The following is a 25,844-nucleotide window of genomic DNA, read 5'->3' as shown; positions in this document are numbered from 1 at the left end:
TGGGAACACGTTCGAACGCCGAGAGGACGCCGCCACTCGAAAAGGTAGCGAACGCGTTCGTCACGAACAAGTTCGTCGGCGCCGTCGAAGTTCCCGCCGGGCCGCGTTCGCCGCGGCTCGTAGGAGGCTCAGTCCTCCATGCCGGGGACGCGCGTGTGCACGATGCCGTTGACGAGGACGTCGAAGCCCCAGCGCATCCGGTCCCGCGCCGAGCCGCCGATGAGGGCGGGCATGTGCGCGGTGATCGCCGGATGCGTGGTTTCGTCCACGGCGTGCAGTGCCCGGACGGTGGCGTTCCAGTCGTCCGCGGAGGTGGGGTCGTGCTCGTGTGCCGCGTGCTCGGCGGCGGTGGCCGTCGCATCCTGGAGCAGCTTGTCCACGCCCCAGGCGACCTGCTCGCGACCTGCGCCGCTACGCGAGAGGAGATCGAGGATGCGCTCCACCAGGCGCAGGTAGTTCTCGCCGCTCGGGCGGGCGACGAGTGCGGACCGGGCGAGTTGCGGATGCTCGAACAGCACCGCGGTGTACGACGTCATGACGGCGCGCAGCTGACCGCGCCAGTCGTCACCCCCGTCCCGGCCGGTCAGGTCGACCTCGCCGAGCAGGGAGTCCAGGACGGCCGCGTGCAGTTCGGCGGTGTTGGCCACGTAGACGTACAGCGAAGCGGGGCCGGTGTCCAGTTCCTGCGCCAGGCGGCGCATCGTGACCTTGTCCAGCCCCTCCGCCCGCATGATCCGCACGGCGGTGTCCACGATCCATCGCCGGGACAGGGCGGGCTTCGCCGGACGCTCCCGGCGGCTCACCGGCTCTCTTCTCGCAGTCATGCCGGCGATCGTAACGAACGCGTTCGCAGTGCGGGCCGGCGTGAGCCGGCCACCTGAAGACCTCGGCGACGCGCCCTTGCCCGGTCTGACGCTTCCGGAACCCGGACGTCCGGCGTCAGAAGCCCCATGGACTGAGTTCGACGATGGCTGCGAACAGGTGCCCCCAGACGTCCTCCGCGGGTGTTCCGCGGCTCACCGAAAGCGGCTCCAGGGCGGCGGCCTCGCTCAGGAAGTCCTGCTTGCCGTTTTCACGCTGGTGCGGGTTCCAGCAGGCGCCCATGAACCGGTACACGGCCTCCAGCAGCCGCACGAAGGTCTCGGTGTCCCGGGCGAAGGGGAACGGCCCCTGGCCGTTGCGGACCATGGACACCGCGCCCGTCTCGGGGTGGACGCACACCCGGCCGGTGTCGGCGTACGCCAGTTCGAAGGTGCCGAGGGGCAGCAGTCCGTTCTCGTCGGGCCCCAGCCCCTGTGCCTTGCCATCGCCCCAGGCCAGCGTGAACGTGGCCACTCCCGCGGCGAACCACGTCGGCAGTCCCGCTGTCACGGCCAGCTCACGTGTGGGCGCGTGCGTCAGCGTGGCGGGCAGTTGGTCCTCGGTCAGCAGCACCATCCCGTCCGCGCCGAACGCCTCTTCCAGGCGGGTGGTGTCCAGGGGCGCTTCGGCTGCCGTCGGCCCCGTGAACCACGGCTCGCCCGTGCCCCAGGAGACGGCTTCGCAGTCCGTCGGCGCGTCGGCAGCACCGCGGTTGCGCTGCAGGACCACGACGCCGCGCGGCTCGAAGAACATGACGCGGCCGCCTCCCAGGGGAGTGGGCTCCTCCCAGGTGTCGGGCTGGTGGAGGCCCTGGTCGTCGTCCGGGCCGAAGAGGAAGGGCTCCTCGACCGGGGCGTCGTAGGGCCGCTCGGCGAACTCGCCTTCGGCGGGGGCCGGGACCCGTTCGCCGGTGGCCGGATCGAGCCAGCGTTCCCCGGTCAACTGCGACCACAGCCTCACCAGGAGGCGGCCGTCCGGCGCCTCATGGACCTCGGCGTCGGCGTCGCCGCTCAAGTTCGGCTCGGCCCGGTAGGCGCCGACCGGCCGCCACCAGGCCCAAGCGGTCCGCCACGGCATGCCCGGCTCGGCTTCGGCGACCAGGTCGGCGTAGGCGTGGTGGCCCAGGACCTTGGCGCCGAAATGCAGCCACGCGGCGAACTCCGCCCGCGGCACCTCGGCTCCGTCGAGAATGGTGACGGCCAGGGCCCAGGCCTCGCGGCCCGCTCCACCGCCTGCGGCGGGCAGGTTCCGAAGGGCCACGGGATCGGCCGCGAGCAGGGCCGCTGGGGAGGGGAACAGCGTGTCGAGATCGTCGCGGGTCATGCGCGCATGCTGTCAGTGGCCACTGACAGCACCGCCCGCAGGGACGAGCAGGGACGACCGGAAGCTGCGAACGTCGCGTCGGCTCAGTCCGGTCACCGGCGTGGTGGGACCAGCCGGGGCGGGGGCCGGCCCCGGGCGGCGGTCTGTGCGCGGCGAGTCGCGGTCGGCCCGGTGAACCCATGCGGACACAGGATCAGCCCTGCCGCGTCCACGGACGTAGTTTCTCCGGATTGCGGACCGCCCAGATCCGGTTGACGCACCCGTCGGAGACGTCGAACGACGCCACGGTCACGACGACGCCGGCACGCTGGGCCACCAGGCCGGGCACACCGTTGACCGAACGCTCCAGAAGTTCGAGTCCTGGAGCCTTGTCGGCGATGGCGACCATGTACTGGGCGATGCGCGCGCCACCCTCGACCGGGCGCAGGACGGTGCCGACCATGCCGCCGCCGTCGGCGGTCATGACGGCGGCCGGGTTGAGGAGACGGACGAGAGCCGCGATGTCCTTCGTCTCCCATGCCTCTTTGACGTGTCTCACCACGTCGGTCCGACCGTCGGCCTGGCCGTCCGCCCTCACCGGAGCGCCCGCGTCGCTCAGCCGGCGCCGGGCGGAGGCCGCCAGTTGCTTGCTGGCCGCAGGGGTCCGGCCCAGAACGCCGGCGATCTCGGCGAACGGGTACCGGAAGACGTCGTGCAGGACGAACGCCACCCGCTCGGCGGGCGTCATCGACTCCAGGACGACGAGGAACGCCATGGTGACCGACTCGTCCAGGACGATCTGGTCGGCCGGGTCCGCGGCGCCGGCCCGGCCGGCGGCGCCGGAGTGGTTCCACTCGGTGCGGTCAGGCAGCGGCTCGGGAAGCCAGGCCCCGACGTAACGTTCACGGCGGACTCGTGCCGAGCCGAGAAGGTCCAGGCAGATGCGGCTGGTCACGGTCGTCAGCCAGGCGCCGGGGGACAGGATCTCCTCCTGCCGGCTCGGTGACAGCCCGTACCAGCGTGCGTAGGCATCCTGTACGGCGTCCTCGGCCTCGGACACCGAACCGAGCAACCGGTAAGCGATGTTGATCAGTTGGCTGCGCTCGCCCGCTACCCCGCCCGCGCTGGTCCCGACAGTCCTCATGCTTCCGGCCGCCCCCTCGCCTTACCTTTCGCAGGCCCGCGTCGTCGGGCTTGTGAGACCTTATCGATCTACTGCCCGAGGGCGGGAATGGGGACCGTGACATGGCCACTCAGGTGACGACGACGGGGAACACACGGCGAAGCGCCTCGCTCCTTCGCATCGCGATCGGCCTGCAGACCCTGACCATATTCCTCCAGGCGGTCTCCGCCGGCCTGCTGCTGACCTCGTCCTACGGAGAGACGCTGCACGGTGTCGGGGCCCGTGTGATGTACGGGGCGTCGATGCTGTACGTGCTCGCAGCGGTACTGGCGTGGAAGCCGGGCGGCGGCTCGCCCCGGCCCATCTGGCACGCGTCGGGTTTCCTCGTACTCGCCTCGGTCCAGGTCGTGCTCGGCATAGCGCACGTTCCGTCGGTCCATCTCCCCCTGGGTGTCCTGATGTTCGGTCTGAGTCTGCTGGCGCTCGCCCGGCGCTGAGACCCGGTGCGAGCCTGCCGGGCTCCGCGGAACCGCCCGCCGCCGCCATCGGACTGCCGGCCCCGGTGCCGTGCGGCAGGATGCGGAAGAATGCCTCCGTGACCACCAACGGGGTTCGGATCCGGGCGGGACGGCCGGAGGAGGCCGCCGCGCTGAGCGCTCTCGTGCTGCGTTCCAAGGCCCATTGGGGGTACGACGACGCGTACCTGGCGGCCTGTGCGGAAGAACTCCGGCTGGCGCCACAGGACATGGCCGACCGCAGGGTGAGGGTGGCCGAGGCGGGCGGCCGCGTTCTCGGGGTGGCCACTTTGGACGGGGAACCGCCCCGCGCGGAACTCGGCATGCTCTTCGTCGATCCGCCGTCGATCGGCCGCGGAGTGGGCCGGCTGCTCTACCGGCACGTACTCACGGAGGCCGGCCGGATCGGCTGCGACATGCTGACCATCACCGCCGACGCGCACGCCGCGTCCTTCTACGCCGCGATGGGCGCGCGACGCGTCGCCGCCTCGCCGTCCTCCGGGCACCTGGTCAGGATGGAGGCGTGGCCGGCCGGAGCGGACCCCTCGTGGGTGGGGGCCTGGACGGGTGGCGGGCGGTCCGTCCACCTCGGGAACGTCGCGGAGTTCCACGCCCAGTTCCCCGGCGCCGCGCCCACGGACGGCGCCCCGCACTACGCCTGCCTCTCGGCCTTCGCGGGCCCGCACCCCGCGCTGGTGGTCCTTCCGCTGTCCGTCGAAGCGGCCTGGATGCGCGGTCTGGCCCGACGGTTGGAGTGGGACGAGGTGGAGGTGCACTGCGTCGACGCCCCCGGCGGCGCGCTGACCCAGGCCCTTCTGGCCCGGCCGGAGCTGACACGGCGCATCCGGAACTCCGGCCTGCCAGTGCTCCCCTGGGGACGCACCGAGGCTTCCGACCGGCTCACCTCCGGGCCGCCCCTCCGGCTCGGCCACGAGTCGAAGGCCGCCTCCCACCGGCTCTTCCGGCAACTCGCCGCCGCTCACCCCGGTATCCGGGTGCCCGCGCAGGAACCGGTCCGTTCATGGCGTGAGCTGGCCCGGGTGCTGGAGGCCAGGGTGTCGGCCGGGCTGACGAGCGTGATCAAGGGCGAGTACGGCGTGGGTGGTTCGGGCACCTCCGTCCTCACGCCCGGGGACGTGCTGTCGGCCGGCGGCACGCGGGCTGCCGCGCGGCGGCTCTTCGGCGAGGGCCTGCTGGTGGAGGAGTACGTGCCGGGTGCCGACCTGTACCGGAACCCGACGTTCGACGGGGTGATCGCCGAGGACGGGACCGTCCACGTCGTCGGCACGGGACTGATGGAGGTCACGGGAACGGCCTATCGCGGGGTCACCGTCGGCCCGGGTGTCCTGCCCGCGGAACTGACCGCGACCGCGACCGCCTTCGGGACGGCCGTGGGGGAGGCCCTGTCGGCGGACGGCTATCGGGGCTGGTACGACGTGGACTTCGTCACCGACACGTCCGGGCGCCCGGCGCCCACCGAGATCAATCTGCGGCTCACCGGCCCCGCCGCCGCCTTCGTTCTCCAGAGCCGCCTGGACGGCGTGCGGGGAGGCCGTCACCTGGTGCGCACCCTGGACTGTCTCCCGCTGGGCGCACGACTGCCCGCTCCGGCCCTGCTCGAGCACTGCGACGGCCTGGCCCGCCGGTGCGGATCCCTGGGTGCCGTCCTGCTCACCACCATCCCGACGGCGAGCCTGGAACCCGCGCCCTACGTCGGGGTCGCCCTCGCGGCCCGTTCGCGTCAGGTGCTGGACGAGGCCGAAGCGCTGGTCCGGTTCGGTAACGGCGTGCTGGGAGAGTTGTTCACCGGTCAAGCCTCCGCTGCCACTTGGGCGTCACGGCGGCGAACGCGGCGACCACGGCCGCGGCGGCCATGAGCGACACGTTGAACGTGTAGACGAGGACGCTCTGTGCCGGCCAGTCCGTCTTGGCGGTGAGCCGGTAGAGGTTGTCCTGTGGCCACCACGCCGCCATGAGCCAGACCGCGGACAGGTGCGCCGCCGTGGTGAACCAGCGCGTGTGGCCGGCCCGTGCCATGCCCGGCCGTCCCACCAGCAGGAAGGCCATGCCCGCGCCGAAGGAGACGTCCTCGCAGAAGTAGAGGACCCGGAAGCGGGTCGCGTAGGGGCTGGGCACGTTCGACACGTCCGTCGAGTGCGGCCACAGCAGGTCGGTGAACACCCAGGCCAGCAGAGCGAAGAACGCGGCGAGGAACGCGACGCCGACCACCATGCACCCTGCGGGTGCCTTCGGCGTCCGCGACGCGGGTCCCATGGCCCCGCCCTTGTGGCCGGGGCTCGCGCTCGTGCCGACCGGCAGGGGAAGGTTCTCGCGGTCCACCTTGTCGGCCCGGGTGCGGGGCAGCGACGGGACGGGCACCACCGCATGCGGCCGCGCGTCACCGGGCAGGGTGCGGCACATGTGCCGGTGGACGTCCACCGGGTCCAGATCGCGGCCCTCGACGGGGACCGCGTAGGCCACGACCTTGACGTCTCGGGGGTGCGTCGTCTCGACCTCGGTCACCAGGCCCGCGCGTACGTCCGGGTGGCCGTGCAGCGCGCGCTCCGCGGAGGCGTACGTGCCCTGCCGGCCGAGGAACTCGAGCAGGCCGTCGTCCCGGACACGTCCGTCGTCGCCGGTGTGGACGCCGTTCAGGACTATGGGGCCGCGCGTGCCGGGACCGGGCCCGCGGACGGCGAGGTAGGTCTCGGGCAGCGGCACGCCGATCAGCGAGACCGGTTCGCCTTCGTGCTCCGGCGGCGGCATCCCCTCCGGCAGCTCGAAGTAGGCGCCGGCGCCGAACGCCTCGGTGACGGTGTAGGCGTTGACCACGCGCACGCCGCCGCCGAATGCGTCCTTCAGGGCACGCTGTTCGTCGAGGTACCAGACGTCGCCCGTGACGGTCACCAGGCGCAGACGCGTCCTGTGCAACGCCCCCTGCGCAGTCAGCAGCCGCGCGGTCGGCACACCGCAGGCCAGCACCGTCGCCTCCTCGTCGGCGATGAGCCGCCGCAGAGCGGTGCCCCGGGCGCCGGGCTCGTGGTGTGCGTCCCCGTGGGGGAGGAGCAGGGTGCCGCCGGCGCCGAGGGCCCGCACCCAGCCCGCCGTGAACTCCGCGGACTCCGGCGGGGCCGAGTGGACGTGACGGTCGCGGGCGTCGAAGCCGTACACCTGCTGCCAGGCGTTCCGCGCCACGACGAGGTCATGGTGGCTGACCGGCACGAGTCCGGGCGAGCCCGTCGTCCCGGCGGTGAGAAGCACGCACGCGGTGGCGCCACGGGCGGGTGGCGCGTCCACCGTGTGGTGTGCGTGCGGCTGTGTCCCGCCCGTGTCCACCGGCTCCGCTTCGGCGTCGACGCACACCACCCGCCGGTGCGGCCGGTCGGAGGCAGCCACCCGGTACAGCTCGCGGGTGAGCACGACGTAAGGATCGGCGTCCGTCAGTATGCGGTGCAATGTCTCCCTGGGCGTGGCCGGGTCGAGCGGCAGGTAGGCGCCTCCGGCCCGGAGAACGCCCAGCATCGCGGTCAGCGCGGCGACGGGGTTGTCCAGCACGACAGCGGCCAGTGCGCCGTCCTCGAGGCCCACGGATCGCAGGCGGTCGGCCTCCATGTCCACGAGACGGTCCAGTTCCCCGTACGTGATCCGTTCGACCCCGCACACGATCGCCTCGGCCGACGGCGTCGTCTCCGCCCACCTGGTCACCAGCTCGTCCACGTGCTGACCGCCGAGCGGCACATGCTCCACCGACATCGAGTCCCCCCTGTCGCTACGCGCGCTGGCAGAAGTATGCCGACAAGCCGTCCGTCGGGTGGGCGATCGCCTCACCCTGTCGTCCGCGGTGACGGATGCAGGCCGATGCGCCGGCCGGGACACGCGTGCGGATGACCGCGCGGATCGCGGGAGGCCACCAGGGAGCGCCCGATGCCGCGGGAGACGCGAGCGCGGCTTGTCAAAGGCGCCGGCGGGTGTTGAGCCGGGCGGCTTGGCGGGTGAGGTGGTCGCGTTCGGCGAGGTTGGGTGCCTTGCGCGCTGCCTCGGCGTACAGCCGTGCCGCTGTGGCCAGGTCGCCGTCACGCTCGTGGAGGTAGGCCGCCACCGCGGCGTGGCGGGGCAGCGAGGCGTCCAGCGCCGTGAGGGCTGCCAGGCCTGCGCGGGGTCCGTGCGCCTGGCCGACGGCGACCGCGCGGTTGAGACGGACGATGGGGCTGTCGGTCAGGCGCGTGAGTTCGTCGTACCACTCGACGATCTGCGGCCAGTCGGTCTCCTCGGCGGTGGGCGCGTCGGCGTGCAGGGCGGCGATGGCGGCCTGGGCCTGGAACTCGCCCAGCCGGTCGTGGGCGAGGGCCGCCCGCAGGATTCCGACGCCCTCGGCGATCAACGCGGTGTCCCAGCGGTCGCGGTCCTGCTCGGCGAGCGGCACCAGGCTGCCGTCGGGTGCGATCCGGGCGGCGCGCCGGGCGTGGTGGAGCAGCATGAGGGCGAGCAGCCCGGCCACCTCGGGGTGGTCGATGCGGGCCGCGAGCTGCCGGGTGAGCCGGATGGCCTCGGCGGCGAGATCGACGTCACCGCAGTAGCCCTCGTTGAAGACGAGGTAGAGGACGCGCAGCACGGTGGCGACGTCGCCGGGCCGGTCGAAGGGCACGCCGGCCACGGTGCGCTTGGCCCGGCTGATGCGCTGCGCCATGGTCGCCTCGGGGACCAGGTAGGCCTGGGCGATCTGGCGTGTGGTGAGCCCGCCGACGGCGCGCAGGGTGAGCGCGACCGCCGATCCGGGGGTCAGTGACGGATGGGCGCACAGGAAGTAGAGCTGGAGTGTGTCGTCCACCGCGGGCACCGGTCCGGGCGCCGGCTCCTCCTCGACACGGTCCTCACGCCGGCGGCGGGCGGCGTCGGCGCGCGCCTGGTCGAGGAACTTGCGCCAGGCCACGGTGACGAGCCAGCCCTTGGCATCCCGCGGCGGGCCGGCCGGCCAGGTGCGCAGCGCTTCGACGAGCGCCTCCTGCACGGCGTCCTCGGCCGCCGCAAAGTCGGCTCCGCGGCGGACGAGGACGGTGAGCACGCTCGGCGTGAGGCTCCTGAGCAGGACCTCGTCCATCGTCGGAGTCACTCCGTGATGGTGGGTGGCGCGGCCAGGAACGGGCGCACCTCCAGCCACTCGTGGATCGGCCTGCCGCCCGCCCCGGGGGCGGCAGACAGCTCCCCTGCCAGCTCGACGGCGCGTTCGTAGCTGTCGACATCGATGATCATCCAGCCGGCGATGAGGTCCTTGGTCTCCGCGAACGGTCCGTCGGTGACCGGCGGGCGCCCCTCACCGTCGTAGCGGACCCAGGCTCCCTCGGGGGCGAGTGCCTGACCGTCGACGAACTCGCCGGTCTTCTCCAGCCGGGCCGCGAAGTCGTTCATGTACTGCACATGTGCCGAGACCTCCTGCGGGCTCCACTGGTCCATCGGTACGTCGTTGACCGGAGCCGGGGCGCCGCGGTAGTGCTTCAGCAGCAGGTACTTGGCCATCGTGGTTCTCCTCGGTTCTCGTGCGGCCCATTGTGGTCGCGTTCACCCCGGGGACGGAGCCGGACGCGGGTTCTCGACATCGGCGTCCGACCTTTTTCGACTTTCATGGATGCGCGTGACCGTCTGGCGGTGTCCGGAGGTATTCAGCGGGCACCGGTCTCCGTGGAGAGCGTGGCGGCTGCTGGTGCTGGTGCCGGTGGCGAACAGCCGTCGGTCTGCTGCAGCTCCGCGAGGAGCTGGTTCCGTCCGGCGAGAAGCTCGGTGAGGATGCGGCGAGCCGCACGCAGGAGTTCGGCCACGTCCCCGCCGGCGAGCGCGTAGGTGACGGTGGAGCCTTCCCGTGTCGACACGACGATGCCCGCGCGGCGCAGGACGGCCAGCTGCTGCGAGAGGCTGGAGGGCTCGATCTCTATGTCGGCGAGCAGGTCCCGCACGGGGACCGGGCCGTGCTGCAGCAGCTCCAGGACCCTGATGCGCGTGGGGTGTCCCAGCATACGGAAGAACTCTGCTTTGGCTTGGTAGAGAGGGACCTGCATGGCGTTCTTCCTGCCTGTCTGGGGGCCTCTCATGGCACGGCGTCGCCCCCTGGGGCGTAGCCGCGCCATGAGTCCTGCCTCTTCATTTTTCCGCTCCCGGGCGACTTGCGTTCATGAATTGCGGTCCTCTCCATGTGATGGCTTGAAGAAGTCTTCAATTCGTGAGCAGGCGTCCGCCCGGTGGTGAAGAAGGTGGCTAGACCTCGAGTTGCTCTTCGATCCGCTTGAGCTGATGCCGTGCCATGGCAAGGTTCGAGCGGGCCTTGTCGATCACGAGGTACAGGAACAGGCCGTTACCGTCCCGACTGGTCACCAGCCGGATGAGGTGGTACTGCCCTGACAGTGTGATCAGGATGTCCTCGATCTGGCTGGTGAGCCCCAGCAGCTCCATGGCGCGCACCTTGGCGCGGATCACGTCCGTGTTCCCGGCTGCGGCGACGGTCAGGTCCAGGTCCTTGCTCCCGCCCAGGGTGCCGAGAGCCATGCCGCTGGTGTAGTCGACGACAGCCGCCCCCAGCGCACCCTCGATCCCGGTCACCATTTCCTTCAATGCCACTTCCACAGTCGCCATCGGCGCCCTCCCCTATCGCTGTCGGCTTCGGCCGGCGCTCCGTTGTCCGGGCCTGCCCGTGATCGCACCGTAGGCGCGCCGGCCCGTCGTGGGAGAGGTCTGATCGTGAATGACCCAAGATGATCGACAGGCACACTCGTGTGGTAATCCGTTGATCGCAATCTTCGGATTGGGTGGCAGTCGGAAGCGGCCGGTTCACCGGTCACTCACCATTACGGCCCGTCAGCGGGTCAGCAGGACCGCCGCAGCCGACATGACGAGCACGGATGCGCCACAGAACGCGAGGTGTGCGCGAGGATAGTCATATCGCTCGCGCTCCACTCCCTGGTTGATCTCGTGCGCCCACTCCGTGAACATCTTGCGGGTCGGGTAGAGGCCGATCGTCAGTCCGACGAGCGCGAACGAGCACACGACGAGCATGTCTTCCACGGCGAATCCGCGCCAGGTGCCGTACGCCACCGCTCCGGTGCCGCACACCACCCAGATGAAGGGGTACACCGTCCAGAACCTCTGGATGGGTATCCACTTCGCCATGGCGGAGCAGTGGATCACGAGGGCTGCGATGGCCAACAGCCACGGCCACTCCGTGGCAACCGACGTGAGCACGGACTTCCCCCTGAGTCATGTGAACCCGCGGAGCTTATCAGCGAGGTGAGGGGCAGCCGTCGGCAGGTTCGACCGCCCATGCGGCAAGAACGGCACGTACGCCCGGCTGTTCACCGTCCGGGCGGCAGTGGTGTCCACGGCAGCAGCGCGGGCAAGAGGAAGGCTGTGTCAGTGAGGCACCGGCAAGCAAGGACCAGCTCGCTCAACCTGCGTCCCGGTGGTCCTCGCAGACGGATTCCGTGTCGACGAGGACGGGAGGTTCGAGCTTTGTTCGAGGATTTCGAGGCCAGGCGGGTTCAGGTCGAGGGAGCATCGGTTTTCGTTCGCTACGGCGGGGAAGGGCCGCCCGTGGTGCTGCTGCACGGCCATCCCCGGACTTCCGCGACCTGGCATCGCGTCGCCCCGCTCCTCGTTCGGTGCGGCTTCACCGTGGTCTGTCCCGATCTCCGGGGGTACGGCCGCTCCACCGGCCCGGCACCTACCGCGGACCATGCGGGCTACTCGAAGCGGGCCGTCGCAGGTGACGTGGTCGAGGTGATGCGCTCCCTCGGCCATGCCCGGTTCGCGCTAGCCGGGCACGACCGCGGAGGCAGTGTCGCACTGCGTCTCGCGCTCGATCATCCCGGCGCCCTCTCGCGGGTGGCGCTGCTTGACTGCCTGCCTCTCACCGAGCACCTGTCCCGCATCACGGCGGAGTTCGCCACGCAGTGGTGGCACTGGTTCTTCTTCGCACAGCCGGCCGTGCCCGAGCGTGTCATCAACGCCGACCCGGACAGCTGGTACCGCGGCGATCCGCAGAGCATGGGACGGGAGAACTACGACGAGTGGCGCGCGGCCACGAGAAACCCCGACGTGGTGCGGGCGATGCTGGAGGACTACCGGGCCGGCCTCACCGTCGACCGGCGGCACGAAGAGGACGACCGCGCCGCCGGGGTACGGATCCAGTGCCCGGCGCTGATCCTCTGGTCGCTGCGGGACGACCTCGAGGACCTGTACGGAGACCCGGTGAAGATCTGGCGGCAGTGGGCAACGGACGTACGGGGCCACGGCATCGACTCCGGGCACCACGTGGCCGAAGAGGCTCCGGAAGCGCTCGCATCCTCCCTGGCAGGCTTCTTCGCCGGGCCGGCCTGAGCAACGAACCACCTCTGCCATCGGCAAGGCGGACGGGGCGTCCGGCATCACCCCGGATCCGCCGGCCATGGAAGACACGCCACGCGCCGACGGGAATCAGATCCGGGTAACACGGAATGGCCAGGACGGCGCGATGCCGGAGCCTCCAGGAAGGCATGCGGATCAGCGCAGTCCGGCGAAGAGATCGTTCTCGGGTACGGCTGCGCCGGTGGTGTCCCGGACGCGTACGAAGGTCTCGACGCCCATCAGTTCGGTGAACCTGGCCTGACCCATCTTGAGGAAGAAGATGTTCTCGCCCTGGCTGGCGTGCGCGGCCAGAGCATCGAACTTCTGATGGCCGAACGCCGTGGTGTCCACCCAGGTGGTGATCTCCTCGTCGGGCAGTCCGATCTCGGCCATCGCCGCGGTCTCGGCGGGATCCGGCTCCTGCCAGTCGGCACCGAACTCGCGCATGGCCTCCCCGAACCGCTGCATCATCGAGCGGGGCGCCGTCGTCCAGTACACCTTCGGCGTCGCCTCGGTCATCGTCAGCGCCCTCATGGTGATGCGGTTCGCCTGGATGTGGTCTGGGTGGCCGTAGAAGCCGTTCTCGTCGTAGGTGACGACCACATCCGGCTGGTAGCGGCGCATCAGCTCCGCGAGCCGGGCAGCGCCCTCCTCCACGGGTGTCCGCCAGAAGGACCCGGGGGCGTCGTTGGTCGGCCAGCCCATCATGCCGGAGTCGGCGTAGTCCAGCATTTCCAGGTGACCGACCTTCAGGATGCCGCAGCTGGCCTCCAGTTCGCGACGCCGCATCGCGGAGACGGCTGCCGGATCGTGCCCCGGATCACCCGGCTTGACACCTCCCGGGCCGTCACCGCAGCCACCGTCGGTACACGTCACCAGAACCGTGCGGATGCCCTCCGCCGCGTACCGCGCGAGGACACCCCCCGTGCCGGTGGCCTCATCGTCGGGGTGGGCGTGCACCGCCATCAGCGTCAAGGGCCGGTCATTCATGAAGCAGTCCTCCTGTGCGCAACGTCTCGGTCCGAGTCCACGGCAGGCGTCTACGGGCCGCCCTGATATCGGATGACCGGGCGCACCGCTGACCCGAGGGGCTCCGGATCGCGTTGGGGGCGTCTCTGCTTCCCCGCCCGCGCGCCGCCGTACCCTCAGCTGTTGCAACAGTGTCGACCGGTTCGGCTGTTCCCGCCGGAGGACGGAAACACCCGCCATGCGAGTCCACTCGTGAACCTTCCTGGTGCGGCATGGCACAACGGCACTACTCCGGCGCCGTCCAGGGGGCCGACAGCAGATCGGCGACGCTGCGCCGCTCGCGACGCACGGGCGGCTCTTCGGCCGCCTTTCCCAGCGCGACCATGGAGACGATCGCCCATCCCGCGTGCGGGCTGAGTTCTTTGGTGAGGCCTTCCAGGTCGAAGGCGCGGAACTGGTGTGCCGACAGTCCCATCGCCTGGGCCTGAACGGTCATGTGAGCGATGGCCTGGCCCAGGTCGTAGTCCGCGAAGTCGGAGTAGGGCAGCTGTGTCTCATCCACGTGCCGGCGCGTCAGCGTGACCACGAGCAGGCCGGCGTCCGTCGCCCACCGGGCCGAGCCGGGTGCGAGGTGACGTACCAACCGTTCGTGATCCGGTTCTTGGGGACGAGAGGTGAAGAAGCTCCACGGCTGGGAATTACCGGCGGACGGTGCCCACCGCGCGGCCTCCAGCAGCAGGTTCAGCGTGGGGTCGTCGATGGTGACCGACGGGTCGAACCGGTAGGGGCTGAACCGTTGCGCGAGCAGAGGGTGGATGCCGCCGCGCGGCAGTGGAACGTGTCGCATGTCCGCGTAGAACCGGTCGGCTCACGGGCGTATTCCGATTCGTCAGTACTGGGAGGTGCCTTCCCACGCCAGGAGAACACGGGCGCGTTCGAGGTCGACGGCGACTATCCGCACCGATATCGCCTGGCCCGTGTGGGCACTTGGACTCGCGACCGCCCCGGTGAACGGGATGAGCCCTTCGACGCAGTGGGCGATGCGCACGAAGAACCCCATCGGGGCGATCTTCGTGACACGTCCGGTGACAACCTCCCCGACACGCTCCGTCGTCCAAGGAGAGGAAGACGCCGAGGGGCTGCTTACCGACGACTTCACCGGCGATCGAGATACCGGCAGGCAGGCAGCGAACCGTCTCGCGCCAGACCGCGGCAGCCCCGGCTGTTCGACGCCTGACGTCTTCGGACGGCCAGGAGTACTCGCTCATGTGCTGATCACGGCACGTGCCGTCGCTGCCTTTCTCTGCGCTTGTTCGGCTGTTTCCGGTCCCAGGCCGGGCCGGCTGAGCACAGGACGGTCCCGGCTCGCCGTGGGCCGGTTGGGGGCTGGGGACGCGTTCAGTGCCGAAGGGGGCGGACCGGGAGCGCCTCGACGCTGTTGCCGATGAAGCTGCGCTGATGGGGCAGTTCGGCCTCGGGGACGGCAAGGTCGAGGTCCGGGTAGCGGGTGAAGAGCTGTTCCAGGGCGATCGTGGCCTCGAGGCGGGCGAGTGGGGCGCCCACGCAGTAGTGCACACCGTGGCCGAAGGAGAGGTGCCGGGCCGCGCCGGGCCGGGTGACGTCGAAGCGGTCGGCGTCCGGGCCGTGGAAGGCCCCGTCCCGCCCGGCGGCGGTGTAGCCGGCGAGCACCGGGGTGCCCTGCGGGATCACGGTGCCGCCGACGGCCAGGTCGCGGGTGGGGTAGCGGAAGGGGAACCAGCTGACCGGGCCGTCCCAGCGCAGCGTCTCGTCCACCACGTCCGACCAGGCGGCCTTGCCTTCCAGGACCATCGCCAGCTGGTCGCGATGGGTGCACAGTGCCCGTACGGCGTTGCTGATCAGGTTGAGGGTGGTCTCGTGTCCGGCGACCAGCATCAGGCGCATCGTTCCGATGAGTTCGGCCTCGCTGAGCCGGTCGCCCCCGTCCTCGCGGGCGGCTATCAGGGCGCTGGTCAGGTCGTCGCCGGGGGCCTCTCTCCGGGCCGCCGCGATCGTGCCGAGCAGCTCGACGAGCTCGCGCACGGCGGCCATCACCTGCGCCGGTGTGGTGTCGGTGGCGATGATCACCGTGTAGGTGAGGTCGTGCAGTCGGCCGCGGTGCTCGGGGTCCACACCGAGGAGCTCGCAGATGACACTCATCGGGAGCGGGAGCGCGAAGTGGGTGCGCAGGTCCGCGATGCCGTCCGGATCTTCCGCGGCGGCCCGGCCGAGGCCGTCGAGGAGGTCGGCGGTCAGCTCCTCGATGCGGGGCCGCAGCCGCTCCACCTGGCGGGCGGTGAAGGCGCTGCCGACGAGGGAGCGCAGCCGGCGGTGGTCGGCACCGTCGGCGGTGTGCATGCCTTGGGCGTCGGCGAAGACCCGTAGCGGCCAGTCCGCGGGGATCGTGCCGTCTTTCATGGGCGGGCAGTGGCGGGCGTCCTTGGCAACGTCGGGGTGGGAGAGGAACTCCTTGAGCGCGTCGTGGCCCAGGACGACCGCTGCGGGCACGCCGCCGGGCAGGACGATGTCCGCGACAGGCCCCTGGGCCCGCAGATCGGCGTTCAGGGCGTGCGGGCAGCCGCCGGCAGGGTCGACTACGTGGGCGCGCGCGGGAGCGGAGGTGTGGGAGGACAAGCCGGGACTCCTGACCGTATGGACGAACACCGGCCAACAATGAGGTGTCCACGACCGGTTGACAAGTCTGTCCCGCCGGGGAACGGCCGCCGAGCGGAAGCCGGAACGCCGGACGAACCGGGCATCCGACCGCCTCAACAGCCGCCGCCGGTCGGGAGCCTCGGCAACGGCGGAGAGGAAGCCGCTACGTCAGCCGCAAAGGTACGCCGATGTCGTCCGGTGTGAACAAGCGGGCCTTGGCGGGGTCGAACCCGTCGTCCGCGCCCCGAAGCACCAGGTACGCGCCCTTGCGCTTCTCGTACAGCGGTCCGAAGACAACCGCGTCCGCATGGCGGTCGCCGTCCACGTCGAGCAGCGGAGGACGGTAGCCGAAGGCATTCCAGTAGTACGGATTGGGAGTTCCGGGCAGACCGTCGCTCTCCGCGTCGGTCACCTGCTCCCGGTCGAGGGACTGGGCCCCGTCCGCGCCGCCGCGCAGCAGCGTCACCTTGCCGTCGTGCCGCCGGAAGTCCGGGGTGTTCACCACCACGTCCGGTCTCCCGTCCCCGTCCACATCACCGACGGCAGGCGACGAACCGAAGTCGACGCGGCGCCGGTCGGTGCCGCGCGTACCACCGATCACGGTTCGCGCGCGGCCTGTGCCCAGGCCGGACTTCGCCCCGTACAGGATCGTCAAAGCGCCACCCGCGCCCGGCATGTCCGCCGGAGCCACCGCCAGCCGGGTGGGCACCAGCAGGTCGTCAAGGCCGTCACCGTCCGCGTCGCCTGAGGCCGGGGTGCGCGGGCCGTCGTCGGTCGACGCCAGGTGCTCGATGGCGGCCTCCTGACGGGTGTCCCGCACCAGTCCCTGATCACCGCCCTCGTAGACACCGGCCGAGTGCAGACCGGCGGGCACGGTCTCTTCCTCCTCGACGTCGTAGGAGTACATGAACACCACCTCTGCCCTGCCGTCGCCGTCGAAGTCACCGGTGGTCGCCGAGTCTGGCGTGACGCCTTGCCGGCGGAGATCGAGCACGGCCCGCCCGGCCGATGTCCCCGCCCGGTCGAAGGGTCCGTGCAGGAGCAGGCCGTCCCCGCCCTGCCCAGTGGTGTGCGGGTCGTCCGAGCCGCCGTGGCCGGTGTCGAGCAGGTCCACGGAGCCATCGCCGTCGAAGTCGGCGGCAGCCATCGGACGAAACCCGGCAGGCAGCCCGAGCCGGCGGGCGGCGCCCAGTCCGTGCGCGCCGCCGAACAGCGCGAACGACTCGGACCCGGACCCGTTCACGCCACGGCTGCCGACCAGATCCGTGAAACCGTCGCCGTCCAGGTCGGCACGCAGCGGCGCCGACAGGAACGTCGCGTACCGCCCGCTGCCCGCCGGCGTCCGCCGGGCCGTGGCCGTATCCAGGCCCGCCCGCGACCCGTACACCACGACGAGACTCGCCGCATACCTCCTGCCGTCCGCCGACTTCGACACCACGACATCCACGAAGTCGTCGTAGCCGTCGCCGTTGAAGTCGCCCGGATCCGGACGCTCGGCGGGCTTTCCGGCGGCGGGACGGGCGATCTGCCGGCTGACGGAAGCGTGGTGCGCGCCGCTCCCCGCCACCCCGAACAACCCCGCTGTCCCCAACAACAGAGCACACCCCACGAGGGCAGCGGAACGGCGGCGCACGGGCATGGCGGACTCCAGAAGAACCTACGGGAACGCAACGGGACTCGGGGGTTTCGCGGGAATGACTCCCGAAGCACCCACAAGGTTGCCCCCCCGCACCGACCACGACCCCGTCAGGCCTTCCGGCCCCGCCCGCTCCCACCAGCCCGGCGTGAATGTCAGACGTGTCTGTCAGGCTCTGGTCGTGGAGATGACACTGCAACTGACGATCGACTGCGCCGACCCGCAGAGGCTGGTGGCGTTCTGGAGCGAGGCCCTGGGTTACATACCCGAACCCCCGCCGGGCGGCCATGCCACGTGGCGGGAGTACTGGGCAGCCATGGGGGTGCCGGAGGAGGAATTGCCCGCAGGTGCGGGCGACGTCCCGGAGTCGATCATCGATCCCACGGGGCAAGGGCCCCGGGTGTGGTTCCAGCAGGTTCCGGAACCGAAGGCGACCAAGAACCGGATCCACCTCGACCTGAAGGTCGGCGGCGGGCGGGACGTCCCGTTGGCGGTCCGCGCGCGGCGGGTCACCGCCACCGTGGAGAGACTGACCAAGGCCGGCGCAAGCGTGCTCCGGATCACGGACGAACCGGACTCGGGGCAGTACGCGGTCCTGCTGCAGGACCCGGAAGGCAACGAGTTCGACGTTGTCTAGGAGCCGTGCGGCCGTGCTGCTGCGACGAGGCGTGCGTGGGCGTCGCGGGCACGGTCATGGCGGCTCCCGCGCGGGCGGTGACGGAGAAGCCCCGCGGGTGGGCCTCGCCTTCGCCGCCGCGCTCTTCGTGCTCGCGGCAGGCGTGGCGGTCGGCGGGCTGCCCCGTCGCCGCGCCGACCCCCGACCCGCCGCCCCCGCGGAGAAACGCCTCGAAGGAACACCGTCATGACCGCGACGCCCTTCGCACCCGTCGACCCGTTCGGTCGGTGAGGAGCCGGGACTTCCGTGGCGGCTGCGGCCCCTTGTCCGACCGGGGGATTACGCCCGATCCGTGCACGACGAGGGGCCGCCGGCGCCTGCCCGGGACCGCTTGGTGCCCCCAGGGGCTGCCCTCAGTCTTCGGACCGCGTTCACCGAGTGCCGGGTTACATACCCCACATGACGGCCGACGATTGAGCGCTCGTTCGATCCACTCCGTTGACCTCGGTAACCGGTGACCCACCGCAGACCGGTGGGTGAGAGTCGCACACGCTGAGCCCCGCCCCTCGACTCAAGGATTGAGAACGGCCGTTCCATGGACTTCTGCACGCCGTGCAACCGCACGCTCAACGGCGCCATAACCTGCCCCGAGTGCGGGGCGTACGACTCCGGCATGGCACAGCCGGGCGAGCGGAGAGACGGTGTTCCGGCCGTCGACGCGGTGGTACCGGAGGTCCGCTTCAGCGGGGGCCCAAGCCCCTTCGAAACCCTTCCCGGGGCACCGACTGCTGCGGAGAACCTGTCCGGAGAGCGGTACGACCGTCCGTCACGGCTGAAGAAGTACGCCGTCGGGTCCCTGGCCGCAGCCGCTTTCACCATCATCGGAGGCCTCGCCACCGCATCGGTGCTCGTCCACTCGTCAGCTCCACGAGCGGCTTCGGTCCCTGACTCGTCCCCAGAGGAGCCCAAGGTCAGCGTCACCGACGCACCTGCCCCATCAAAGCGAGCGACCACGCACCCAGCGCGAAACAGGGTCCGGGTCCCCGACGGTGACGGCAACCGGCGCGCTCAGCCGACGGTGCCTCGCAGCCAGTCACCGGCCTCCCGGCCTTCCGTCGCCAGAACCAGCGCAGCGCCACCGGCGAAGCGCAAGCCGACCCCTCGTCCGTCCGCCAGCCGCCGTCCGAGTTCGCCGTCGCGGACGGCAACTCCTTCCACGAGGCCCTCTGCCAGTCCTTCCGGCAGCACCAGCGCCTCTCCCACCAGCAGCGGCTCACCGAGCGGCAGAGGCGAAGCCGATGGCTGAGACACTTGCGGGTTCCCCGGCGCGGGCACCGACGAGAGCACCGACGGGTCACCCTCCTCGGCCGGTACCCGGAGCGGCTGGGCAGAGGCGCGGCAAGTTCGTTACCGGCACGAGGACTTGTCCGTGTGTCCTTCAGGTATGACCGGGCCGTGACGGGCAACCAGTAGGGAACCGAAGGAGATAGAAAGAGCCAATCGAGACAGTCTGGGAGATAGCGATGTCGTCCTACAGCACAGACACGCACAAGACGAGCCGGACGAGCGGACTGGCGATCGCGGGACTGGTCTGCGGCATCGTCGGCCTCTTCATCCTGCCGATCGTCTTGGGGCCGCTGGCCGTCATCTTCGGGGCCGTGGCGCTGCGTCAGACCGGCTCCGTGATGGCGAAGTGGGACATCGGCCTCGGAGTGGTCGACATCGTTCTCATGATCGTGATGCTCGCCGTCGCCGCCAACAACGGCGGCAGCTTCACCTGGCACATCGGCTGATCCGCGCACGGCGTCCTGCCCGCCGACCGCTGAGGGGCGGCGGCAGTTCGACAACCGAACTACGGCAGCCGTGGCCGGGGGCCCGCGAGAGCGAGCGCCCCGGCCGCCGTCATGCGAGAGCGGTGAGGCAGAACTGGACGAGTCCGGCGTCCACGTCCAGGATGATGTCGCTCATCTCCTGCCAGGGCGGGTGGAAGCCGCCGAACCGGTCGCCCCACTCGATGGTGAAGCCGAGGATCTTCCCCTTCGTCTCGTCGACGCGGTGGCGGGAGTAGGCGTAGTCGTCGCTGGTTCCGCAGGTCGGGTACAGATGGAAGGCGGACATCGGGGTGTACGGCCGGCCTCGTACGCCCTGCACCGCCGTGCAGAACCGTTCGGCGAGAACGATGGAGTCGTCGGCGTCGAACTTCGGCAGGTACTCCCCGTAAGCGTCACCGGGCAGGCCGCGCTGGTGGTCGAAGTCCGGGTTGAGGAAGTTCTGGTTCGGATGGGCGGACTGGTTCTCGTCGTCGCCCCAGACGGTCAGCATGTCCTCGGAGTAGCTGTGCACGTCGACGAGCCAGCGCGCGCGTGGATACGTCTCCAGCAGCCAGCGCACGTTGCGGGTCTCGGGTTCCGAGAACGGGCTGGGGCCCTGGTAGACGAGATCGCCGGGGTCGTCCGAGACACGGACATCCGCGTCGGGATGGAAGGCGGTTCTGAAGTCGAACAGGAAGTCGTAGTTACGGTTGATGTCCACGCCGATGCGCTTCGGATCGCCGCCCGACTGCGCCGGGTTGCGGTTCTTGCGCCACAAGTCCTCGACGGTCTGGCTGTACAGCCGGCCGTCCGGGTTGACCAGCGGGAAGACGACGATCTCCAGCTCGTCCAGGATCTTGCGCACCTGGGCACGGGTGAAGCTCGTGCCGCCGTAGACGAGGCCGGTTCCGGTGTCGTGGGCCTCGAGCAGGTCGGCCGCGAAGTTGATCAGGACCTCGCAGCTGCCCCACTCACGGGCGTGGACGCCGCCGATCAGGACGGCGCAGTCGTTGGTCCCGGCGGGAGCTGCACCGATTCGCAGGGCGTGCGCGGCACGCCCCTCGACCGAAGGCTCGGGCAGGTCGATGAGTTCGCTCGTGGCCGGGAAGGCGGTGGCCAGGCTGGTCACGCCGGACTCGACCTCGGTGATGTTCAGGTACATGGCGTTTCCCCGGCGTCCTAGGCCTTGACGGCGAGCCCGTGGGGGACCGCGTCGGCGGGGGCGAAGCGGTCGCCCTCGCCGACTTCGGCCTGCCGGGCCAGCCCGGCGGCCGTGGCGTTCTCGATCGTGGTGACCGACACGCCCTCGCGTTCGAGGGCTTCCGCCTGCTCGCCGGTGACGTAGGCCTCGATGCTGCAGGTCCCGTCATCGGCACGGTGAGGGCCACCGCCGATGTCAGGGCGGGCCTCACGCAGGAGGGCGCGCAGGGTTTCGGTGTCCCGCGCGGTGATGCGCACGCGCAGGACGGGCTGAGAAGTACTGGACATGACGGCCTCTTACGGCGCCGCCGGGACCCCGCCTGGGCTACGCCGACGGCGCGAGTGCTACGTGGGAGGAGCACGCGGTTTCCGCGATGGATGGCGTCTGGGCCCTATATCTACGTCGTATTCTCAGGGTGCGCCGCTGCGGTGGAAGGCGTCAAGGGGGGCCTTGGGCAACCGGTTTCGAGAACTCGTGCAGTGAAATGCATGACCAGTTAACAAGCTGCAGGGTAATGAGCTTGCCGCGCCATTCAGTTATGCCCAGCCTTTTCGTCGAACTCACTCGTTACCGTCGCCATGGCGGGGCCGGAGGCCCACGGGTTCTTGTTCAGGTAGGCGTGCATGCAAGCGCGCGCTCGGCGCGGCAGGTTCCTTGCGCTGCGCCACGAGGAAGCGTATCGGCGCACAGCCGCCGAGCAGTTCTGGCCCGACTGCCCCTACCGCCGGGCGTCCGCCGATCCGCGGACCGCCGCCAACCGCAAACGGCGAGGCGAGGCCGGCGGGTCGCCGCACCCCGCCCCGGCAACGTCACCGTCCTATGCCGCGGCCGGCTGCTCCTGACCGTACGGCTGTGTGGCACCTCTAACGGGTGACCGTTCTTCGGCGCGGGCGGCGCGCTTCGAGCTGCGGCGGTTTGCCCGCTCCCGGGCAGCCGTCCGTTGCGACTCACCCGACGGAGCATCCGATCGGACCAGGCTACCTGTATGCGACGATCAGCTCTGTAATCGACTGACTACGGAGCGGAGGCGATATGGCTGAGTGTGAGACCGGTGTGGGGGACTGGTGCAACCACGAGAAGGGCTACGGGTTCATCAAGCCGGACTCAGGAGCGGATGGGTGGTGTTCATGCTGGAGGTGACCTCAGCGTTCGAGGTAGTACCGGGCGGCCCACCGGACGTGCAGCTGGTCACGGGCGGAGACGTCGGATATCCCGGGGTGCGGGTATTGCCCACCGACGCGACGAAGCCCATCGGCCCGCAGAACATCGAGGTGCGCCTGCCGGCAGACCAGGGCCTGCAGTGGGGGACCGCGACCCAGCCGGTCCACCGTCTGCAGGTGCCCGGCGGCGAAGCCTACCCGGGGCAACTCTCCGCCGACGGCATGGCGCTTACCTTCTCCGACGTCGACCTGGACAGCCCGCCCGGCCTGGAGCAGGCGATCTGGGTCACGGTGAGCGCCTGCCGCGACGCTACCCTCGGCGCCACCAGCCTGAGCTTCACCGTTGGAAAGCAGACCTCCGCCTCCACCACGATCCTCGTCACTCCGGGCACCTCCGTGGCACCGGGTGAACCGTGACAGCTCGACAGGAGCGCCCGCGTACCCGGGCGTGAGGTGTGCGGCAACGGCACGAGAGACATCCCGCCGCACACGGTCACGGTGGCACTTCGAGTCGATCCCGGGCTGCGATTCGGCACCCAGGACAGCCTCGATGGCCAGCTGACCGTCTGGGAACCCGTCGTGCCCGCGGCACAGGGTGCTGAAGGGCTCGACGACCGGGGTTCCAGGGCGTGGGCGAGAGAGTGCCTGAGCTGACCGCCCCGTGCACGAACTCACCCACGCCGGGCTGCCGGCGTTCGGTGGTTGAGGGGGCGGCGGGAGCCGAAGTCCTCTCCGACCGGGCGCGGCCCGCGCGGACGCGCTGTGACCGGGCGCAGCTGGATGCGGGCGTCGAGGCCGGTGCCGGGGGCGGGGTTCAGGGTGATCCTGCCGCCGGAGGCGTCGACGAGATGGCGGACGATCGGCAGGCCGAGGCCGGTCCCGTCGTGGTGGGAGTCGGACGAGCGCCAGAACCGGTCGAAGGCGCGTTCGCGGTCGGCGTCGCTCATGCCCGGGCCCTGGTCGATGACGTGGACTTCGGGGCCGGGGGCGCGGTGCAGGGTGATGGTGGTGCTGGGCGGGGAGACGCGCAGGGCATTGGCGAGGAGGTTGTCGATGACCTGTTCCAGGGCGCCGGGGATGGCCCACACCTGGGCGGCGGGCGGGCCGGTGATGTCGAGGGCGACGTACTGCTCGGCTGCCAGCGGCTCCCACATCGCCACCCGTTCGGCGAGGACGGCGTCGAGGTCGACGGGTTCGGGGGTGGTTGCCGTGTTCTCCAGGCGGGCCAGGGCGAGCAGGCCCTGCACCATACGGCCGAGGCGTTCGACTTCGCCGACGGCCTCCTCCAGGCTGGGGTGGGCGCATGGGTCGAGGTGGGGTTCGAAGTTCTCCAGCCTCAGCCGCAGGCCGGTCAGAGGGGTTTTGAGCTGGTGGGAGGCTTCCGAGGCGAATGCCTGCTGGGCCTTGAGCAGGTGCTGCAGCCGGGTCGCGGTGTGCGTGAACGACGCGGCCAGGCGCCGCAGTTCGGGCGGCCCCTCGGTGGCGTCGGGTGGGTCGGTCAGCCGTCCTTCGGCGAGCTGCACGGTGGCGGCTTCCAGGGTGCGCAGGGGGCGGGTGATCCAGCGGGCCAGGCTGAAGGCGACGAGGGCGACCACGGCGAGGATGCCTGCACCGGCCAGCGCCAGGGCGCCCCAGATGTGGTGCACCCGGGTGCTGACCTGGTCCAGAGGGTAGGTCAGGCGCAGGGCGCCGCGGACCGTGGTGCCGGAGGAGCCGGGCATGGTCGCCGACAGCACGTCGCGGCCGGCGTCATCGGTGGCGGTGACGACGGTGGGCTGGTTGTTGAGGGCGCGGGCGATGTCCGGCTGCCCGGCGAGACTGATGCCGGTGGGGGCTGCGGGGTCGGAGTCGGCCAGGACGATGCCTTGTTTGTCGGTGACGACGACGTGGCCGCCGGTGCGGGTGGCGTAGTCGCCGACCACGTCCGGCAGCGCATCGAGCCGGCCCTTTTCGATGTTCTCCTCGGTGACCTCGGCGAGCATGGAGGCATCGCGTTCCACGCCCTGGGAGGCGCGGGAGGTCTCGCCGCGGGCGTAGATGTAGCCGAGAGGGATCTCCAGGCCGACCAGCACCAGCAGCGCCAGGGCGAGGTAGCTGAGCAGCAGGCGGCGGGTCATCCAGCCTCCTCGGCGGCGATGTGGTCGCCGGGGACGGTGAAGCGGAAGCCGACGCCACGGGCGGTGGTGATCCATCCCGGGTCGCTCAGCTTGCGGCGCAGGGCGGCCACGTGGGCGTCGAGGGTCTTGGTGGGGCCGAAGAAGTGCGGGTCCCACACCGTGTCCATGATCTGCTGGCGGGAGTACACCGTGCCGGGGTCCTCCGCGAGGTACGCGAGCAGGTCGAACTCCCTGGGGGTCAGGGCGACGTGGCGGCCGTCGAGGTGTACTTCGCGGGTGCGGCGGTTGAGGGCCAGCGGGCCCAACGTCTGGGCGCCGGAAGCGGGTTGCCGTGCTGGGGACGCTGGGGCGGGCCCGGTCGGTGAGTATGCGGGAGCTCCGGCGCGGCGGGTGACGGCGCGGATGCGGGCGATCAGCTCGCGCACGCCGAAGGGTTTTGCGAGGTAGTCGTCGGCGCCGAGTTCGAGGCCGACGATGCGGTCGGCTTCCTCGCCCCGCGCGGTGATCATGATGATGGGTACGGCGGAGCGGGCGCGCAGGCTGCGGCAGACGTCCAGACCGTCCATGTCGGGCAGGCCGAGATCGAGTAGGACCAGGTCCGGTGCCGTGGTGTCGGCGAGACCGGCGGCGCCGGTGCGGACGTGGTCCACGGTGAACCCGTAGCGTCCCAGCCCTTCGGTGAGGGGGCCGGCGATTCGGTCGTCGTCTTCGATGAGCAGCAGCCGCATGGCGTAAGGCTCGCACAGCTGTGCCAGGGGAGTCGGAGGGTTCACGGGAAGCCGCCTGGGACCGGGGGAAGCGTGGGGGACGACGGTGGACGTGCGGGTGCCGTCCGGCCGACGTGGGCGTGAGGACGGTGTCGGCCGGGCGGCGGTGGCGGGACGAAGGAGGACACCGACCGGAGAGTCAGTCGTCGCGTACGGCATCGCATTCTCCGGTCGGGCCGGTCGGGCCGTGTTCGTCAGCCGGCGTCTTCGGCTTCCTCGGTGCCTTCCTTCTTGGTGTCGGTGACCTTGAAGGACTTGTCGAGGTAGACCTCGATGGAGGTGCCGTCCGCCTGCTTGACCTCCACCGCGTACATGCCGGGCTTCTCCGCGTCCTCCTCGGATTTCACGACCGTGCCCGGGTACTTGGCGACCGCGGCGGCCTCGGCCTTCTGCTTGATGTCACCCGTCAGCGGCGGCTCCTTCTTGTCGTCTGCGTCGCCGCCGGCCTCGCCCGCCGCCTCGGCGCCACCCGTGTTCTGGGCCTGCTGCTGGGTGTCGGCGGCCTTGGAGTCGGAGCCGGAGTCGGATCCGCCGCACGCAACCAGGGCGAACATCAGCGCGGCGCAGGGAGCGGCAAGCAGGGCACGACGGGGCAGAGCACGCATCGGGTCTCTCCAAACACGGGGGAGTCACAGATTCGAAGGCCGGGGAAACCGGACCTCCGGGGGACAGCAACGACCCTAGGAATCCGCCGTCGAGAGACAGACCAGCAAATGGACAGAGACG

General features: G+C 70.7%; 26 protein-coding genes. 6 read left to right on the top strand and 20 right to left on the bottom strand.

Going from position 1 to position 25,844, the window contains the following annotated elements:
• Positions 1-128: 128 nt before the first annotated feature.
• The 3 genes from IE177_RS20365 to sigJ all read right to left on the bottom strand — a co-directional run bounded on the left by IE177_RS20365 (position 129) and on the right by sigJ (position 3,307).
• The gene (locus IE177_RS20365) at positions 129-824 is read right to left on the bottom strand and encodes a TetR/AcrR family transcriptional regulator (protein ID WP_190016758.1); all 696 of its coding nucleotides are present in this window, start codon (positions 822-824) and stop codon (positions 129-131) included.
• A 115-nt stretch (positions 825-939) separates the two neighbouring features.
• Positions 940-2,184 carry an SUKH-4 family immunity protein gene (locus tag IE177_RS20360; RefSeq protein ID WP_190016757.1) on the bottom strand — a complete coding sequence of 415 codons (1,245 nt, stop codon included), beginning with the start codon at positions 2,182-2,184 and terminating at the stop codon, positions 940-942.
• Between the two features lie 193 nt (positions 2,185-2,377).
• Positions 2,378-3,307 carry an RNA polymerase sigma factor SigJ gene (gene sigJ, locus IE177_RS20355; protein WP_190016756.1) on the bottom strand — a complete coding sequence of 310 codons (930 nt, stop codon included), beginning with the start codon at positions 3,305-3,307 and terminating at the stop codon, positions 2,378-2,380.
• A gap of 101 nt (positions 3,308-3,408) precedes the next feature.
• On the opposite strand from sigJ, the gene IE177_RS20350 reads away from it, so the two are divergent.
• Positions 3,409-3,783 carry a hypothetical protein gene (locus tag IE177_RS20350; protein WP_190016755.1) on the top strand — a complete coding sequence of 125 codons (375 nt, stop codon included), beginning with the start codon at positions 3,409-3,411 and terminating at the stop codon, positions 3,781-3,783.
• Positions 3,784-3,881: 98 nt separating this feature from the next.
• Positions 3,882-5,678, top strand: coding sequence for a GNAT family N-acetyltransferase (locus IE177_RS35600; protein WP_308431580.1), 1,797 nt, complete (start codon positions 3,882-3,884; stop codon positions 5,676-5,678).
• Here IE177_RS35600 and IE177_RS20335 read toward each other — a convergent pair.
• From IE177_RS20335 to IE177_RS35090, 6 genes are all read right to left on the bottom strand, one after another.
• Positions 5,605-7,554 (bottom strand): class I adenylate-forming enzyme family protein, encoded by a 1,950-nt coding sequence (locus tag IE177_RS20335; RefSeq protein ID WP_190016753.1) that lies wholly within the window; start codon positions 7,552-7,554, stop codon positions 5,605-5,607. The two genes, IE177_RS35600 and IE177_RS20335, sit on opposite strands and share 74 nt — an antisense overlap.
• A gap of 199 nt (positions 7,555-7,753) precedes the next feature.
• Positions 7,754-8,899: an RNA polymerase sigma factor gene (locus IE177_RS20330; protein WP_190016873.1), complete on the bottom strand. Its 1,146-nt coding sequence runs from the start codon at positions 8,897-8,899 to the stop codon at positions 7,754-7,756.
• Positions 8,900-8,907: 8 nt separating this feature from the next.
• A complete protein-coding gene (locus IE177_RS20325; RefSeq protein ID WP_190016752.1) occupies positions 8,908-9,315 on the bottom strand; it encodes a YciI family protein in 408 nt (135 codons plus the stop codon).
• A 143-nt stretch (positions 9,316-9,458) separates the two neighbouring features.
• Positions 9,459-9,851, bottom strand: coding sequence for an ArsR/SmtB family transcription factor (locus IE177_RS20320; RefSeq protein ID WP_190016751.1), 393 nt, complete (start codon positions 9,849-9,851; stop codon positions 9,459-9,461).
• A gap of 196 nt (positions 9,852-10,047) precedes the next feature.
• Entirely contained in the window at positions 10,048-10,422 is a 375-nt protein-coding gene (locus IE177_RS20315) for a roadblock/LC7 domain-containing protein (RefSeq protein WP_190016750.1), read from the bottom strand.
• Between the two features lie 222 nt (positions 10,423-10,644).
• On the bottom strand, positions 10,645-11,028 hold the full coding sequence (locus IE177_RS35090) for a hypothetical protein (RefSeq protein WP_229816172.1): 384 nt from the start codon (positions 11,026-11,028) through the stop codon (positions 10,645-10,647).
• 267 nt (positions 11,029-11,295) lie between these two features.
• Between IE177_RS35090 and IE177_RS20305 the strand changes: the two genes are divergently transcribed.
• On the top strand, positions 11,296-12,162 hold the full coding sequence (locus IE177_RS20305) for an alpha/beta fold hydrolase (protein WP_190016749.1): 867 nt from the start codon (positions 11,296-11,298) through the stop codon (positions 12,160-12,162).
• A gap of 162 nt (positions 12,163-12,324) precedes the next feature.
• Here the strand turns inward: IE177_RS20305 and IE177_RS20300 are convergent, their stop codons facing one another.
• The 5 genes from IE177_RS20300 to IE177_RS20280 form a co-directional block, all read right to left on the bottom strand.
• Positions 12,325-13,158, bottom strand: coding sequence for a PIG-L family deacetylase (locus IE177_RS20300; RefSeq protein ID WP_190016748.1), 834 nt, complete (start codon positions 13,156-13,158; stop codon positions 12,325-12,327).
• A 265-nt stretch (positions 13,159-13,423) separates the two neighbouring features.
• Positions 13,424-13,984 (bottom strand): nitroreductase family protein, encoded by a 561-nt coding sequence (locus IE177_RS20295; protein WP_190016747.1) that lies wholly within the window; start codon positions 13,982-13,984, stop codon positions 13,424-13,426.
• Between the two features lie 42 nt (positions 13,985-14,026).
• Positions 14,027-14,197, bottom strand: coding sequence for a S1 domain-containing protein (locus tag IE177_RS35800; protein ID WP_373305125.1), 171 nt, complete (start codon positions 14,195-14,197; stop codon positions 14,027-14,029).
• 338 nt (positions 14,198-14,535) lie between these two features.
• Entirely contained in the window at positions 14,536-15,789 is a 1,254-nt protein-coding gene (locus IE177_RS20285) for a cytochrome P450 family protein (protein WP_190016746.1), read from the bottom strand.
• A gap of 184 nt (positions 15,790-15,973) precedes the next feature.
• Positions 15,974-17,401 (bottom strand): FG-GAP and VCBS repeat-containing protein, encoded by a 1,428-nt coding sequence (locus IE177_RS20280; protein WP_190016745.1) that lies wholly within the window; start codon positions 17,399-17,401, stop codon positions 15,974-15,976.
• A 226-nt stretch (positions 17,402-17,627) separates the two neighbouring features.
• On the opposite strand from IE177_RS20280, the gene IE177_RS20275 reads away from it, so the two are divergent.
• Entirely contained in the window at positions 17,628-18,083 is a 456-nt protein-coding gene (locus IE177_RS20275; RefSeq protein ID WP_190016744.1) for a VOC family protein, read from the top strand.
• Between the two features lie 1,047 nt (positions 18,084-19,130).
• Here the strand turns inward: IE177_RS20275 and IE177_RS20270 are convergent.
• The gene (locus IE177_RS20270; RefSeq protein WP_229816170.1) at positions 19,131-19,409 is read right to left on the bottom strand and encodes a hypothetical protein; all 279 of its coding nucleotides are present in this window, start codon (positions 19,407-19,409) and stop codon (positions 19,131-19,133) included.
• Positions 19,410-19,585: 176 nt separating this feature from the next.
• Between IE177_RS20270 and IE177_RS20265 the strand changes: the two genes are divergently transcribed.
• Positions 19,586-19,855, top strand: coding sequence for a DUF4190 domain-containing protein (locus tag IE177_RS20265; RefSeq protein WP_190016742.1), 270 nt, complete (start codon positions 19,586-19,588; stop codon positions 19,853-19,855).
• Between the two features lie 109 nt (positions 19,856-19,964).
• Here IE177_RS20265 and IE177_RS20260 read toward each other — a convergent pair whose 3' ends face one another.
• Both IE177_RS20260 and IE177_RS20255 read right to left on the bottom strand, forming a co-directional pair.
• Entirely contained in the window at positions 19,965-21,035 is a 1,071-nt protein-coding gene (locus IE177_RS20260) for a M14 family metallopeptidase (RefSeq protein WP_190016741.1), read from the bottom strand.
• Positions 21,036-21,052: 17 nt separating this feature from the next.
• Complete coding sequence (locus tag IE177_RS20255; protein WP_190016740.1) at positions 21,053-21,361, bottom strand: hypothetical protein; 309 nt, start codon at positions 21,359-21,361, stop codon at positions 21,053-21,055.
• A gap of 831 nt (positions 21,362-22,192) precedes the next feature.
• On the opposite strand from IE177_RS20255, the gene IE177_RS20250 reads away from it, so the two are divergent.
• Positions 22,193-22,651: a hypothetical protein gene (locus tag IE177_RS20250; RefSeq protein ID WP_190016739.1), complete on the top strand. Its 459-nt coding sequence runs from the start codon at positions 22,193-22,195 to the stop codon at positions 22,649-22,651.
• A 254-nt stretch (positions 22,652-22,905) separates the two neighbouring features.
• Here IE177_RS20250 and IE177_RS20245 read toward each other — a convergent pair whose 3' ends face one another.
• From IE177_RS20245 to IE177_RS20235, 3 genes are all read right to left on the bottom strand, one after another.
• A complete protein-coding gene (locus tag IE177_RS20245) occupies positions 22,906-24,351 on the bottom strand; it encodes a sensor histidine kinase (RefSeq protein WP_190016738.1) in 1,446 nt (481 codons plus the stop codon).
• Complete coding sequence (locus tag IE177_RS20240; RefSeq protein WP_190016871.1) at positions 24,348-25,079, bottom strand: response regulator transcription factor; 732 nt, start codon at positions 25,077-25,079, stop codon at positions 24,348-24,350. Before IE177_RS20240 ends, IE177_RS20245 begins: the two co-directional genes overlap by 4 nt.
• Positions 25,080-25,312: 233 nt before the next feature.
• Positions 25,313-25,723, bottom strand: a complete 411-nt coding sequence (locus IE177_RS20235; RefSeq protein ID WP_190016737.1) for a PepSY domain-containing protein — start codon at positions 25,721-25,723, stop codon at positions 25,313-25,315.
• Positions 25,724-25,844 lie beyond the last annotated feature (121 nt).

It is taken from the genome of Streptomyces lucensis JCM 4490, assembly GCF_014650035.1.
In the GTDB taxonomy this organism is placed as follows: domain Bacteria; phylum Actinomycetota; class Actinomycetes; order Streptomycetales; family Streptomycetaceae; genus Streptomyces; species Streptomyces lucensis.
The sequence above is the reverse complement of the archived record's forward strand: the minus strand, read 5'-3'. Positions and strand labels throughout refer to the sequence as shown.

Excerpts from the sequence above, each read along its gene's own strand:
- IE177_RS20360 (WP_190016757.1), bottom strand. The coding sequence starts at position 2,184 with ATGACCCGCGACGATCTCGACACGCTGTTCCCCTCCCCAGCGGCCCTG.
- IE177_RS20260 (WP_190016741.1), bottom strand. The coding sequence starts at position 21,035 with ATGTACCTGAACATCACCGAGGTCGAGTCCGGCGTGACCAGCCTGGCC.
- IE177_RS20245 (WP_190016738.1), bottom strand. The coding sequence starts at position 24,351 with ATGACCCGCCGCCTGCTGCTCAGCTACCTCGCCCTGGCGCTGCTGGTG.
- IE177_RS20320 (WP_190016751.1), bottom strand. The coding sequence starts at position 9,851 with ATGCAGGTCCCTCTCTACCAAGCCAAAGCAGAGTTCTTCCGTATGCTG.
- IE177_RS20300 (WP_190016748.1), bottom strand. The coding sequence starts at position 13,158 with ATGAATGACCGGCCCTTGACGCTGATGGCGGTGCACGCCCACCCCGAC.
- IE177_RS20330 (WP_190016873.1), bottom strand. The coding sequence starts at position 8,899 with ATGGACGAGGTCCTGCTCAGGAGCCTCACGCCGAGCGTGCTCACCGTC.
- sigJ (WP_190016756.1), bottom strand. The coding sequence starts at position 3,307 with ATGAGGACTGTCGGGACCAGCGCGGGCGGGGTAGCGGGCGAGCGCAGC.
- IE177_RS20350 (WP_190016755.1), top strand. The coding sequence starts at position 3,409 with ATGGCCACTCAGGTGACGACGACGGGGAACACACGGCGAAGCGCCTCG.
- IE177_RS20265 (WP_190016742.1), top strand. The coding sequence starts at position 19,586 with ATGTCGTCCTACAGCACAGACACGCACAAGACGAGCCGGACGAGCGGA.
- IE177_RS20255 (WP_190016740.1), bottom strand. The coding sequence starts at position 21,361 with ATGTCCAGTACTTCTCAGCCCGTCCTGCGCGTGCGCATCACCGCGCGG.
- IE177_RS20325 (WP_190016752.1), bottom strand. The coding sequence starts at position 9,315 with ATGGCCAAGTACCTGCTGCTGAAGCACTACCGCGGCGCCCCGGCTCCG.
- IE177_RS20335 (WP_190016753.1), bottom strand. The coding sequence starts at position 7,554 with ATGTCGGTGGAGCATGTGCCGCTCGGCGGTCAGCACGTGGACGAGCTG.
- IE177_RS20315 (WP_190016750.1), bottom strand. The coding sequence starts at position 10,422 with ATGGCGACTGTGGAAGTGGCATTGAAGGAAATGGTGACCGGGATCGAG.
- IE177_RS20365 (WP_190016758.1), bottom strand. The coding sequence starts at position 824 with ATGACTGCGAGAAGAGAGCCGGTGAGCCGCCGGGAGCGTCCGGCGAAG.
- IE177_RS35800 (WP_373305125.1), bottom strand. The coding sequence starts at position 14,197 with ATGGGGTTCTTCGTGCGCATCGCCCACTGCGTCGAAGGGCTCATCCCG.
- IE177_RS20235 (WP_190016737.1), bottom strand. The coding sequence starts at position 25,723 with ATGCGTGCTCTGCCCCGTCGTGCCCTGCTTGCCGCTCCCTGCGCCGCG.
- IE177_RS20295 (WP_190016747.1), bottom strand. The coding sequence starts at position 13,984 with ATGCGACACGTTCCACTGCCGCGCGGCGGCATCCACCCTCTGCTCGCG.
- IE177_RS20240 (WP_190016871.1), bottom strand. The coding sequence starts at position 25,079 with ATGCGGCTGCTGCTCATCGAAGACGACGACCGAATCGCCGGCCCCCTC.